Origin of the sequence: Winogradskyella marina (assembly GCF_015645385.1) — a bacterium.
Taxonomy (GTDB): Bacteria; Bacteroidota; Bacteroidia; order Flavobacteriales; family Flavobacteriaceae; genus Winogradskyella; species Winogradskyella marina.
Genome location: NZ_JADOET010000001.1, coordinates 90,518 through 103,072, shown reverse-complemented (window position 1 = coordinate 103,072; position 12,555 = coordinate 90,518). Strand labels below are relative to the sequence as shown.

The window sequence follows — 12,555 nt, the reverse complement described above, 5'->3', positions numbered from 1 at the left end:
AGTTTTTACAATTCATTTTTATATTTTGAAATTGCCACTTAGATATAATATTAAAAAGAGTAACATTATTGCAATAAAATAGATAACCACGTATACGAACATTACCATTAAAAACTTGGCGAAAGTACTCCAGAAATCTTCATTAAATACTTTTTTTAATACGTAAGCCAAATAGATGAAGGTAGGTAAGCCAAGAAGACTAGATACAATTAGATAATTCATACCTGTCACTAAGAATAATATGCTTAAGACCGCAGTTATTATGATGATTTGAGCGGAGTAATATAGGTTTAAAACTAAATGTTCTGTAAAATTAAAACGTCTATCGCCTAAAATAAGATATACAAGCCATGTTGCTAACGCAGATACAGGAACACCTAAAATATAAATTAAACCTTGATATTTTGTGAACAAATCTGAATTAAAACCTGGTAAAGGATTAATATCTTTTTCTGGATTGATAAAACCTGGCGTAAAATCTAATGCGTCTTTAAAAAATGTAGTTATTAAAAATACCTGAATACCAGCAAGAGTTAAAGAAATTGCAAAATACTGAAGAACATCAATATATTTTTTTCGTGTACCATTAATGTAACCAATAATTACAGATTCAGGTTGTTTAAATAGATCAAAGAAAGTGCGAAAAAATTTATTGTCAATCGAAATAAACTGTTCATTAACTTGTTGTGCAATTATTTTAGGCTGAAGTCGATTATTAATTATTTTTGCACCACATTCATCACAAAATTTTTGTGTGTCTTTAAGGCTGTTATCGCAGTTTTTACATCTCACTAGCCTAAATCTTCTTTAATTTTTTGAGTTAATTCGCTAGTGTTTTTAAAGATTACAAATTCACCATTTTTTATATATGAAATCTGACCTGTTTCTTCACTTACACAAAGTGCAATCGCATCTGTTTTTTCGGTAATACCAATGGCAGCTCTATGGCGTAAGCCAAAACGCTCTGGTATGTGTTTTTCGTTGTTAACAGGAAGAATAACACGTGTCGCTTTTACAACATTGTTGTCTATTATAATAGCTCCATCGTGTAATGGGCTGTTTTTAAAAAAGATACTTTCTATTATAGGTTGCGAGACTAAGATATTCATTTCGTCTCCTGTATTGGTTAGAAAGTCTAAGTTATTGTTACGTTCAAGTACAATTAAAGCTCCTGTATTTGAAGCTCCCATTTTGTTACAAGCATTAATAATGGCATCAACATCTGTTGTGGTTTGATCGTCGTTTTTAAGGAATTTAAAATTTTTAAAAAGATTACGTTTGCCTCCAATATTAGTAGAGCCAACCATTAACAGAAACTTTCTAATCTCAGGTTGAAACACCACGATTAGTGCAATAATTCCAACTTTCATAAAACCATCAAAAATGCTATAAAGCATGTACATGTTGAGGTAGTCGGTTAATCGCCAAGCAAAATAGATAATAAGAATACCAATAAAAATATTGATGGCAACGGTTCCTTTTACAAGTTTGTAAATGTAGTAGAGTAGGATAGCCACGAGGAAGACATCCACAAAATCTATAAATCTAAAATCCCAAAGTTGTAAGTTTTCCAAAAGGTAGGTGTTTCTGCTAATTTAAGAATTTATGTTTAGTAGTGAAGAAAAAATTATAATTGTTGCCCCAGTTTTATTTGATAAATAAAAATTCACACACTTAAATTCCCTTAAAGCGGATAATCCAAGGAAGTTTAATTAGTCTGTTGTCCCCTTGAGGGGACTTTAGGGGTGTTTTTCTATTTAATAAATATATTCATTGAAATCCACCGAAATTAAATCTGAATTATATGATATAATTTTTCTTTTAATAGTTATATACTCTTGAAATGATAAACTCTTATTGAAATAAAGTTGTAAATGAATACCGATAAAATTAATTTCTGTTAACTTATCAAGTTCATTTTTTAAATTATCGATGTTGAATTGTTGTTTACCAATTTGAAATTGGTTCTTTTCATCGAAAACTAAAGGAATTGTTGATTGAGCATGGAAACCTGCCTTACTCATTAAGTTTTCTTTTGTGGGCAGATTGTATTTGTGATATACAGTATCAATTTTAATTTTTTCATTAAATACTACATCCGTAAACTCCAAAAATCCTAAATTCTGAATACTAGTATCATTACAAGTAAAATAATTTTTAGCATCCTCATTTTTATGCATTTTAGCGTTGCGCTTTTTTTCTTGCATCATTATAATTTTAGGAATGGCTTGTTTTAATGTTAAGCGCTTATCCACATTCACTAACCAATTGGTAGTACTAATTAAGTTTTTTCGATTTAATAACGTAGAATCTGGTTCTGTTTCATCATAAAATATATATGCAGGCGAAACGTCTAAAACTTCCGTGACTGTCGCATTTTCAATTTCAGGTAGTAATAAGGTGCGTTCGTTGTTGCAACTGAACAGTAAAAGAATAGTAAGTAAATAGATGTAGCGCATTTTTTTGTAATAATTTAAGATTTTATTTTTTTATTTCAGACAGACTTGCAAGGTTATGAAAACCTTCTAGACCTTAGGTTAAGACTTGTTTAGCTGATTAAAAAGGGTGACACATTCCATAGCTTCCTTCACATCATGCACACGTAAAATTTTAGCACCTTTCTGTAAAGCAACCATGTGCAAAGCCGTTGTTCCATTCAGTGCGTCTTCAGCAGTTGAGTTTAATGTTTTGTAAATCATGGATTTTCTTGATACTCCAGCTAAAAGAGGTTTGTCTGTAAGTTGCAGCAATTCCATTTGGTTTAACAATTCAAAATTTTGTGTTCTCGATTTTGCAAACCCGAATCCAGGATCTATAATAATATCATTTATTTTGTCTTGGTGTGCAGCTGCGATACGTTCCGCAAAATAGGCGATGACTTCTTTGGTTAAGTCTTTATAATCTGTTTGTTGCTGCATGTTTTTTGGATTTCCTCTCATGTGCATCATAATATAAGGAACTCCTAATTTTCCAACGGTAGACAGCATGTTATCATCGAGCTGTCCTGCAGAAATATCATTAATTAATGCAGCACCAGTTTCAATACTTCGTTTGGCGACGTCACTTCTAAACGTGTCTATAGAAATTAATGCTTCAGGGAAATGTTTCAGAATTAATTCAATTATTGGAAGTACACGTTTTAATTCTTCTTCTTTACTAACGTCATCTGCATGTGGTCTAGAACTATAACCACCAATATCAATAAAAGTTGTTCCAGCGTTCAGCATAGTTTCAACTTGGGTCAAAACCTCAGAGTCGTTCTTGTATTTTCCACCATCAAAAAACGAATCTGGAGTGATATTCAAAATTCCCATCACTTTTGGAGTGGATAAATCGATAAGTTGGCCTTTGCAATTTATAGTCATTTCTTCGTTTAAGATTCAAAATTTAAAATTCAAAGTTGAACTAAATTCTTAAAAACTTTGAATTTAGATCGTAGAACTTTGAACTCTTAACTATTTGTCCGAAATTTACGGAAATTTACGCGATAATCGCGATTTGTAAATTTCTAGTGATTCGTTATGCTATTTATTTGGAAACGCAAATACTTAAGTAATACCTTACAAGAAAATATTTTTTAATAGATGCAAGATACTTCAAAACAATACGATACTATTATCGCAAAATGTAGAGCGCTTTTTGTCAATAAAATGAGTGATTATGGTAGTGCATGGCGTATTTTAAGATTGCCATCATTAACCGATCAGATTTTTATAAAAGCACAACGCATAAGAGGTTTGCAGCAAAATGCCGTTAGAAAAGTAGATGAAGGTGAAGTAAGTGAGTTTATAGGTATTATTAATTATTGTATAATGGCGTTGATTCAGTTAGAAAAAGGCGTTGTAGAACAACCCGATTTAAATACTGAAGAGGCTGCGAAACTTTATGATGAAAAAACGGCACTCACAAAACAATTAATGCTCAATAAGAATCACGATTATGGTGAAGCTTGGAGAGATATGCGTGTAAGCTCCTTGACCGATTTAATTTTACAGAAATTACTACGCGTTAAGCAGATTGAAGATAACGCAGGTAAAACAATTGTTAGCGAAGGGATTGATGCCAATTACCAAGACATGATTAACTATGCGATTTTTGCTTTAATTCACTTAAACGAAGCTAATTAATTTGTCATTCCTGAGAAGGCAGGAATCCAGTTAAATATAAACAACCTTAAAGTAGGTTTCTGCTTTGCAGGAATAAAAAGAAATTATGAAATACATAGTACAACTTAGTCGAATTTTTACAGGAATATTATTCATCATCTCAGGATTCATTAAATTGAATGACCCATTAGGCTTTTCGTACAAACTTGAAGAGTACTTTGGTTCTGATGTTTTAAATATCGAATTTCTAATTCCGTATGCACTTGGTATTTCAGTGATTGTTGTGGTGTTTGAAGTGGTCTTAGGTGTGTTCTTATTAATTGGTTATAAACCAAAATTCACAGTTTGGAGCTTATTATTAATGATTATCTTTTTTACATTCCTTACATTTTATTCGGCGTATTTCGATAAAGTAAAAGACTGTGGTTGCTTTGGTGATGCCTTAAAATTAACACCTTGGGAGAGTTTTACAAAAGATGTCGTCTTATTGGTGCTGACTTTAATTTTGTTCATTGGTGTTAAACACATTAAGCCTATTTTTTCAAAATTACCAACAACTGTAATTGCGCTGTTGAGTTTTATTGCATCGCTTTGGTTTGGATACCATGTGTTAATGCATTTACCGTCTATTGATTTTAGAGCGTATGCCATTGGTAAAAATTTACCAGAGCAAATGGAAACACCTGAAGATGCTCAAAAACCAATTTTGGAATATACTTGGACTTTTAATGTTGATGGTGAAGAACAAGAAATTGTGACTAATGGAAGTTACCCAACTGTTGATGGTGAGTTTATTGGTGTAGAAACCAAAACTATTGACGAAGGTTATACACCTGCAATTCAAGATTTATCCATTGAATCTGAAGACGAAAACTTAACCGATTATTTCTTAGGGAAAGAAAAGTTAGTGATGATTACTATGTATAATGTAACCAAAGGTGAAGCCGAAGGTATGGCGAAGTTAAAACCCTTCACTGATGATGCCATAAAAAAGGGATACACTGTAATTGGTTTATCTTCTTCAGGACCTGCAGATAAAGCTCAAATTAAAGCAGATTATAACTTAAATTTTGATATTTATTTATGTGATGAAAAAGTGGTTAAAACTATTGTGCGTGCTAATCCTGGAGTAATAGTGTTAAACACAGGTACTGTAACACAGAAAGCTCATTGGAATGACTTAGACGATATTGAATTGTAGTTGACATGTTGAGTCTGCTGTCTCATTTTACAGATAAAATTATTTAATCTGAATTTGAAAATTATAATAACTAACTTTTTTGATACGATATTTATTTAACAAAATAGGTTACGCTTTCATCACTTTATTAGGTGTTATAACTGTCATTTTCTTTTTGTTTAATAAACTTGGTGATCCTGCAAAAATGATGTTAGGGCAAAACCAATCAGAAGAGCAAGTTATTGCTGTAAAAAAGAAATATGGATTTGATAAACCAATAGGAACCCAGTTTTTATACTACCTGAACGATTTATCGCCAATTTCATTTCACTCTACAAGAACAACAGGTCATTATACGTCGTTAGGAATAAATAAATACACGTATTCTAAACTTTTTTCAACAGACAAAATAGCTGTCGTATTAAAGTTTCCATATTTAAGAGAATCCTTTGCGAAACAAGGAAAAAAGGTCAGTCAGATTATTGGTGAGACCATTCCCAATACATTTGTTTTAGCTCTTTCTGCTATTATCATTGCGATTATTTTAGGTGTTGTTTTCGGAATTATTTCAGCATTGTATAAAGATACTTGGATAGATAAAACCATTCAGGTACTAAGTACGTTTGGTATGAGTGTGCCATCGTTTTTCAGTGCTATTTTATTTGCTTGGCTATTTGGTTTTGTGTTACATAAATACACCAATTTAGAAATGACAGGTAGTTTATATGAACTCGATGATTTTGGTGAAAAAATGAGCATTCAATGGAAGAACTTAATCCTACCAGCAATCGTACTTGGTATTAGACCATTAGCAGTTGTAATTCAGTTAATGCGAAATTCACTTTTAGAAGTGTTAAATCAAGATTATATAAGAACAGCAAGAGCCAAAGGATTGAGCGAGTTTAAGGTGATTAAAAATCATGCTGTAAAAAATGCATTGAATCCTGTAGTTACAGCTATTTCTGGTTGGTTTGCCTCTATGTTAGCCGGAGCCGTATTTGTAGAATACATTTTTGGTTGGAATGGTTTAGGGAAAGAAATTGTAAACGCACTTAATACATTAGACTTGCCCGTAATTATGGGAGCTGTATTAGTCATTGCTATAATATTCATTACAATTAATATTTTGGTAGATGTAATTTACGCGTGGTTAGATCCTAAGGTGAAGCTATCATAACGAAATACTTACTGTAGTCAATTTACTTTCACCTTTATTATGTTATTTTTGTGTACTAAAATTAAAAATTCAATATACTTATATTATGAGAAAACATATCGTAGCCGGAAACTGGAAAATGAATAACGATTTACCTCAAACGGAGCTTTTAATAGCAGATTTATTAAAGCAAAACCAAACATCAGATGCTGAGGTGATGATTGCACCGACGTTTACCAACTTATGGCAGGCGTTTGAATCTTTAAGACAAGAGTCTGTAGAGGTTATTGCTCAAAATATGCACTTTGCAGAAAATGGAGCTTATACAGGTGAGATTAGCGCAAGCATGCTAAAAAGTATAGGTATTAAAACTGTTATTTTAGGTCATAGTGAACGTCGTGCTTATTTTAACGAAACGGATGAATCTTTGGCTAAGAAAGTAGATGCTGCTTTAGCTAATAATATGCGAACTATCTTTTGTTTTGGTGAAGAATTAGCAGATAGAAAAGCTGAAAACCATGAGTCTGTTGTTGAAGGGCAAATTAAAAACGCACTTTTTCATTTAGAAGCCGACGCTTTTAAAAATATCGTTTTGGCTTACGAACCAGTTTGGGCTATCGGAACAGGTGAAACGGCAAGTCCTGAACAAGCACAAGATATGCATGCCTTTATCAGAAAAACATTAGCAAACAAGTATGGAAACGATGTCGCTGATTCTGTTTCGATATTATATGGTGGAAGTGTAAAACCAGGAAACGCCAAAGAGATATTTGGTAAGCCAGATGTTGATGGTGGATTAATTGGAGGAGCTGCTTTAAAAGCAGAAGATTTTTATGCGATTGTAAACGCATTCTAAAACCTTAATTTTATTCAGGCATAAAAAAAGTCCTTAAACAATTGTTTAATAGCAATTGTTTAAGGACTTTTTAGTGTCTAACATCTCGTTAACTCAATAAAGGTTGTTATATCCCTATCTCAACCTGAAAACGTAAATACCAATCATTAGATGTGCTAGAATCTATATAAGAATATTCACTATTGGTAATTTCAGCTTGTAATTTTAAAGCGTGTTCCCAAATGTATTTGGTGACACCAAGACTATACTGATTAGTTTGTGGTGTTAAAGCTTCTATATCTTTATGAGGTTCTTGGTAAGAATACCGTCCTACTAGCTCGTAATTACTTAAAAACATATAACTTAATTGGGTGTCAAAACCACTACCAGTAAAGACATATCTAGATTCTGACATGTCATCTGGATTTACAGTAATAGGATCATCAGAAATTCTATTCATATAAGCCGTTTGAAATGCCCAACCATTATATTTTACTATAGCATCTAATAATACAGATTGCATATCGCGTTTTTCAAATAAGTCCTCACCAATTGTTCCACGTGTTCGTCGCGCATTGTTATTGTAATGGTAAACACCAGATAGCATTAATTTTGGGGTGTCTTCTCGTTTTAAATCCCCTTCAAATAATGTTCCATTACTTTTAAAAGATCCAAAAGGAAAAAGTTCTAATCGACCAGTAAATGCTAATCCGTTATCGGGTTCTTTCGTCCAATTTCTACCTTCACCTGTACTAATGGCTGTTTTTATGTTGTATGATAGCTTGTCTTCAAGTTCATTTAAATAATAGACTTGTAATCCAAAATCCCTATCAATATTAAAGCGTGCATTGTTTATAGAACGATCGGTGAGTTGTAAAGCACCAGATGAGTTTATACGTTGCCTATTTCCAGGGAGTTTGGTTTGCCCGAAACCAATGTTCCAATGTTCATTAGGTCTGTAAAAGACGATAGCATCTCTAATAATGTTAAGGTTGTCTCCATCTTCAATAGCACCAACATCATTCGGTGAAAACGATAATTGCACAACATAAATAATACTAGGATCACCAACATAACCATCAAAACGTAAGCGCATACGTCTTATCATAGCTTCGTAGCCGTCATCTTCCTCATCATTGTTTAAATAGGTTAATCTGTTTTGCATTCTAAAGCGAATGTTTAGCTTAAAAATACTGTCTGGTGATGTAATACCCAAACCTTTACCATAACTGTAATAAGGTAATGCAGATAATTTAATGTCGTTATTGTCTTGAGCAATAGCTATTTGAGATAACGCTAAAAATAGAATGCCTATAATATACTTGTTCATGTAAATGTTATTTTAATGCAAAAATAATAGTAACTAAATTAAGGATTAGTAAATTTGCAAAAAAAATATTAAATGTCTGAAATATATATTGGCTATACCTTTTGTGTAAAACCCTTACAGCCAGCTGTTGAGATTTTAATTGCTGAATTAGGATACGCAGGTTTTGAAAGTTTTGTTGAAAATGAACAAGGTGTAATAGCTTATATTCAAAAAGACGAATGGAATGAAAACATTCTAGATGATATTTATATTTTAAATTCAGACGAATTTGAGATTTCATACACGTTTGAAGACATAGAGCAAACCAATTGGAATGAAGAATGGGAGAAAAATTTTAATCCTATTGTCGTTGATGATGTGGTTTCCGTACGTGCTCCTTTTCATGAGAAACCAGATACTAAGTTCGATTTGGTTATTGAGCCTAAAATGAGTTTTGGAACAGGTCATCATGAAACGACACACATGATGATTCAACATATTCTAAAAAATGATTTTAAAGGTAAAACTGTTTTAGATATGGGTTGCGGAACAGGTGTTTTAGCAATTTTGGCAGAGCAGGTTGGTGCTCGTAAACTTGATGCTATTGATATAGATAACTGGTGTTATTTAAATAGTATAGAGAATGTAGAACGAAATGATTGTAAGCATATTTCGGTTTATGAAGGTGATGTTAAATTGTTAAAAGGTAAAAAATACGATACTATTATAGCAAACATCAACAGAAACATATTGTTAGCTGATATCTCAGAATATGCTAAGTGTTTAAATGAAAATGGGTCACTGTTTTTAAGTGGTTTTTACGAACAGGATATTCCAATAATTGAAGCAGAATGCAATAAACAGATGTTAAAATTAGAGGAAACTCTCCAAAAAGGGCAGTGGGTTTCATTAAAATTTATAAATTAGTAGTAATTAAAATAGAGTCTGTCAGACTAAGCGCATAAGAATTGCTTAAAAAGATATCTACTATGACTAAAGAAAAATATTCAGAAGAACTACTTCTGCAAGAAGAAGATTTAAAGCAAAACGAAATAGTATTATTTAATGACGAGGTCAATACTTTTGACCATGTTATAAATACACTTATTTATGCTTGCGACCACATGCCAGAACAAGCAGAGCAATGTGCCTTATTAGTACATTATAAAGGAAAGTGTACGGTTAAAACGGGGCCATACGAAGATTTAGAGCCACGGTGTTCCAAGCTTTTACAAGCCGGACTTAGTGCTGAAATAGTTTAAATAAAAATCCCACAATGCGTGGGATTTTTTATTTTTATAGACGGTTATATTCATATTCTCATATCAACAACGCGATTCTAGTAGTTACCCGTAGCGTAACAAGAAATCTAATAAATTAAAGGTTGCCCTTCGTGTCTCACCGGAATGACAATAGGTGCTTTCATCGTCATTCTGCCAACAGCACAACTCACAAAAGATATTACCTTTTTAGCTAATGCGTATACCTATCCATCAGCTGGATAGCCTAATTGCAATAATTTATTTTTCACAGCTTTAAAATCCGTTGTCTGATGATGACTTAAAACTTACTTCGTCGGTATCGTTATCAACTTTAACGTCAGAAACATCATGTAATTTAGATAATTAGTTGATGATAATGTTTGCATAACCACCACATTTTAAGTGTGTTTTTCGAAATCTTTAAGTTTATAATGTAGTAGGACAAACAAAATCGGTTGTCTTTAAGTCCGTGTTTTGAATAGCTCCAAATCCACCAGCAACATCAATAAGTTTGTCATAACCTCTAGCTTTTAATATGGATGCAGCAATCACAGAACGGTAACCACCTGCACAATGCACATAATAGGTTTTGTCTTTGCTTACTTCGCTCATCTTTTCATTGATATAGTCTAATGATAAGTGTTGCGCATCGACAATATGAGATGATAAGTATTCACCATCCTTACGAACATCTAAAATATTAACAGAATTTTCGTTTGCTCTTTTGGCAAGTTCTTCAGCCGAAATAGAATCTAATGTTTCAACATCTTTGCCTGCTTTTTTCCATGCTTCTAATCCACCTTCAAGATAGCCTAAGGTGTTATCATAACCAACACGAGAAAGTCTTGTTACAGCTTCTTCAGATTTACCTTCAGGAACGACTAAAACAATCGGTTGCTTTATATCTTTAATTAAAGCTCCAACCCAAGGTGCAAACCCTCCATTCAATCCAATAAAAATAGAATTAGGAATGTGGCCTTTTATAAAATCGGCTTGCGTTCTAACATCTAAAACCAAAGCCGACTCATGATTTGCCATGGCTTCAAAAGCCTCAGGATTGAGCGCAACATTACCAGTTTTTAAAACAGTATCAAAAGCATCATACCCCATTTTGTTCATCATGGCGTTTTTTGCAAAATACTGTGGAGGTGGAGCGATACCATCTAAAACTTCTTTTACAAATTCAGCTTTAGTCATATCTTCTCTCAGTGCATAGTTTGTTTTTTTCTGTTCGCCTAAAACACCAACCGTTTCTTTGCTGAGGTTTTTTCCACAAGCAGAACCTGCACCATGAGCAGGATAAACGATAACGTCATCTGCAAGGGGCATAATTTTATTTCGAAGCGAATCGAATAACATGGCCGCTAAATCTTCCTTCGTTAAGTCTGACTTAATAGCTAAATCTGGTCGTCCAACATCACCTAAAAACAACGTGTCACCAGAAAAAATAGCGTGATCTTTTCCATCTTCATCAATTAATAAGTACGTCGCAGATTCTAGGGTGTGTCCTGGTGTGTGTAACACTTTAATGGTCACATTACCTAATTTTAATTCTTCACCATCCTTAGCTGTATGAATGTCATATTCGGTTGTTGCTCCAGGACCAAATACGATAGTTGCACCAGTTTCTTTCGCTAAATCTACATGACCAGAAACAAAATCGGCATGAAAGTGTGTTTCTAAAATATATTTAATTTTCGCATTACTGTCTTTTGCCTTATCAATATATTGCTGTATCTCTCTAAGAGGATCAATGATAGCAACCTCACCTTCAGATTCAATATAATAAGCACCTTGTGCTAAACAGCCTGTATATAATTGTTCTATTTTCATTCTTTATGTATTTGTTTTACAAATTTACTAAACTTCATTTTTAGACATGTGATAATTATCACAAACTGTGTTAAAAGAGCTCTTTAAACAAGATGTATATTGCCATGACTATCGTAAAGTATCCAAAGCCTCTTTTTAAACGTTTGGCGCTTATTTTTTTTGATAATGCTAATCCTATAAAAATTCCAATAATAGAAATAAAGGTAAACGTAATTAAAAATTCCCAGTTGATATTTAGGGTTTTTAAATCGCCTAAAAATCCTATTAACGATTGTATGGCAATAATAAATAAGGATGTACTTATCGCTTTTTTAATCGGTAGTTTTACCAATAGAACTAATGCAGGTACAATTAAAAATCCGCCTCCAGCACCAACTAAGCCTGCTAATGCACCTATTCCAATGGCTTGTGTGCCAATTGCAAAATAGTGTGAGCTATCAAATTGTTTAACGGTATCTTCACTAATAACGTTTTTGGATTTAATCATTGACCAACCTGCTAATAGCATCGTAATAGAAAATATCAACATAATTAAAAGTGAATTGGTCAGTGAAAAACCACCTAGAGTAAAAATCACTTCTGGTAAGTTGGGTATAACTAAGCTTCTTACCATAAAAATTGTAATTATGGAAGGTATGGCAAATATGATAGCAGTTTTAAAATCAATACTATTTTTCTTTATGTTTCTAACGGTACCGACTAAAGCCGTACTACCAACAACAAATAGTGAATAGCCAGTAGCAACTATTGGACTGAAATTTAAAAAATATACTAAAATAGGCACCGTTAAAATAGAACCTCCTCCGCCTATTAGACCTAAAACAAGTCCAACAATTAGTGCGCCGATATAACCTAAAATCTCAACGAGTTCCAT

At 32.8% G+C, this 12,555-nt stretch carries 13 protein-coding genes; 6 read left to right on the top strand and 7 right to left on the bottom strand.

Features of this window, described 5'->3' with window-relative positions:
* Positions 1-18: 18 nt before the first annotated feature.
* From ITJ86_RS00500 to folP, 4 genes are all read right to left on the bottom strand, one after another.
* Positions 19-792 (bottom strand): DUF3667 domain-containing protein, encoded by a 774-nt coding sequence (locus ITJ86_RS00500; protein ID WP_195869642.1) that lies wholly within the window; start codon positions 790-792, stop codon positions 19-21.
* On the bottom strand, positions 792-1,574 hold the full coding sequence (gene cdaA, locus ITJ86_RS00495; protein WP_195869641.1) for a diadenylate cyclase CdaA: 783 nt from the start codon (positions 1,572-1,574) through the stop codon (positions 792-794). Before cdaA ends, ITJ86_RS00500 begins: the two co-directional genes overlap by 1 nt.
* Before the next feature lie 183 nt (positions 1,575-1,757).
* The gene (locus ITJ86_RS00490; RefSeq protein WP_195869640.1) at positions 1,758-2,459 is read right to left on the bottom strand and encodes a hypothetical protein; all 702 of its coding nucleotides are present in this window, start codon (positions 2,457-2,459) and stop codon (positions 1,758-1,760) included.
* Positions 2,460-2,537: 78 nt separating this feature from the next.
* Positions 2,538-3,365 carry a dihydropteroate synthase gene (gene folP / locus ITJ86_RS00485; RefSeq protein ID WP_195869639.1) on the bottom strand — a complete coding sequence of 276 codons (828 nt, stop codon included), beginning with the start codon at positions 3,363-3,365 and terminating at the stop codon, positions 2,538-2,540.
* A 219-nt stretch (positions 3,366-3,584) separates the two neighbouring features.
* Between folP and ITJ86_RS00480 the strand changes: the two genes are divergently transcribed.
* The 4 genes from ITJ86_RS00480 (at position 3,585) to tpiA (ending at position 7,298) form a co-directional block, all read left to right on the top strand.
* Positions 3,585-4,127, top strand: coding sequence for a DUF1599 domain-containing protein (locus ITJ86_RS00480; RefSeq protein ID WP_195869638.1), 543 nt, complete (start codon positions 3,585-3,587; stop codon positions 4,125-4,127).
* Between the two features lie 85 nt (positions 4,128-4,212).
* Entirely contained in the window at positions 4,213-5,307 is a 1,095-nt protein-coding gene (locus ITJ86_RS00475) for a BT_3928 family protein (RefSeq protein WP_195869637.1), read from the top strand.
* A 79-nt stretch (positions 5,308-5,386) separates the two neighbouring features.
* Entirely contained in the window at positions 5,387-6,463 is a 1,077-nt protein-coding gene (locus ITJ86_RS00470) for an ABC transporter permease (protein WP_195869636.1), read from the top strand.
* A gap of 85 nt (positions 6,464-6,548) precedes the next feature.
* Positions 6,549-7,298 (top strand): triose-phosphate isomerase, encoded by a 750-nt coding sequence (gene tpiA, locus ITJ86_RS00465; RefSeq protein ID WP_195869635.1) that lies wholly within the window; start codon positions 6,549-6,551, stop codon positions 7,296-7,298.
* Between the two features lie 106 nt (positions 7,299-7,404).
* Here tpiA and ITJ86_RS00460 read toward each other — a convergent pair whose 3' ends face one another.
* Positions 7,405-8,607, bottom strand: a complete 1,203-nt coding sequence (locus tag ITJ86_RS00460; RefSeq protein ID WP_195869634.1) for a porin — start codon at positions 8,605-8,607, stop codon at positions 7,405-7,407.
* Between the two features lie 72 nt (positions 8,608-8,679).
* On the opposite strand from ITJ86_RS00460, the gene prmA reads away from it, so the two are divergent.
* Positions 8,680-9,513, top strand: coding sequence for a 50S ribosomal protein L11 methyltransferase (gene prmA / locus ITJ86_RS00455; protein WP_195869633.1), 834 nt, complete (start codon positions 8,680-8,682; stop codon positions 9,511-9,513).
* 62 nt (positions 9,514-9,575) lie between these two features.
* Positions 9,576-9,848 (top strand): ATP-dependent Clp protease adaptor ClpS, encoded by a 273-nt coding sequence (locus ITJ86_RS00450; RefSeq protein ID WP_195869632.1) that lies wholly within the window; start codon positions 9,576-9,578, stop codon positions 9,846-9,848.
* 426 nt (positions 9,849-10,274) lie between these two features.
* Here the strand turns inward: ITJ86_RS00450 and ITJ86_RS00445 are convergent, their stop codons facing one another.
* Together ITJ86_RS00445 and ITJ86_RS00440 are read right to left on the bottom strand one after the other, a co-directional pair.
* On the bottom strand, positions 10,275-11,681 hold the full coding sequence (locus ITJ86_RS00445) for an MBL fold metallo-hydrolase (protein ID WP_195869631.1): 1,407 nt from the start codon (positions 11,679-11,681) through the stop codon (positions 10,275-10,277).
* Positions 11,682-11,751: 70 nt separating this feature from the next.
* Entirely contained in the window at positions 11,752-12,555 is an 804-nt protein-coding gene (locus ITJ86_RS00440; protein ID WP_195869630.1) for a sulfite exporter TauE/SafE family protein, read from the bottom strand.

Excerpts from the sequence above, each read along its gene's own strand:
- ITJ86_RS00480 (WP_195869638.1), top strand. The coding sequence starts at position 3,585 with ATGCAAGATACTTCAAAACAATACGATACTATTATCGCAAAATGTAGA.
- folP (WP_195869639.1), bottom strand. The coding sequence starts at position 3,365 with ATGACTATAAATTGCAAAGGCCAACTTATCGATTTATCCACTCCAAAA.
- ITJ86_RS00490 (WP_195869640.1), bottom strand. The coding sequence starts at position 2,459 with ATGCGCTACATCTATTTACTTACTATTCTTTTACTGTTCAGTTGCAAC.
- ITJ86_RS00460 (WP_195869634.1), bottom strand. The coding sequence starts at position 8,607 with ATGAACAAGTATATTATAGGCATTCTATTTTTAGCGTTATCTCAAATA.
- ITJ86_RS00440 (WP_195869630.1), bottom strand. The coding sequence starts at position 12,555 with ATGGAACTCGTTGAGATTTTAGGTTATATCGGCGCACTAATTGTTGGA.
- ITJ86_RS00450 (WP_195869632.1), top strand. The coding sequence starts at position 9,576 with ATGACTAAAGAAAAATATTCAGAAGAACTACTTCTGCAAGAAGAAGAT.
- prmA (WP_195869633.1), top strand. The coding sequence starts at position 8,680 with ATGTCTGAAATATATATTGGCTATACCTTTTGTGTAAAACCCTTACAG.
- ITJ86_RS00475 (WP_195869637.1), top strand. The coding sequence starts at position 4,213 with ATGAAATACATAGTACAACTTAGTCGAATTTTTACAGGAATATTATTC.
- ITJ86_RS00445 (WP_195869631.1), bottom strand. The coding sequence starts at position 11,681 with ATGAAAATAGAACAATTATATACAGGCTGTTTAGCACAAGGTGCTTAT.
- tpiA (WP_195869635.1), top strand. The coding sequence starts at position 6,549 with ATGAGAAAACATATCGTAGCCGGAAACTGGAAAATGAATAACGATTTA.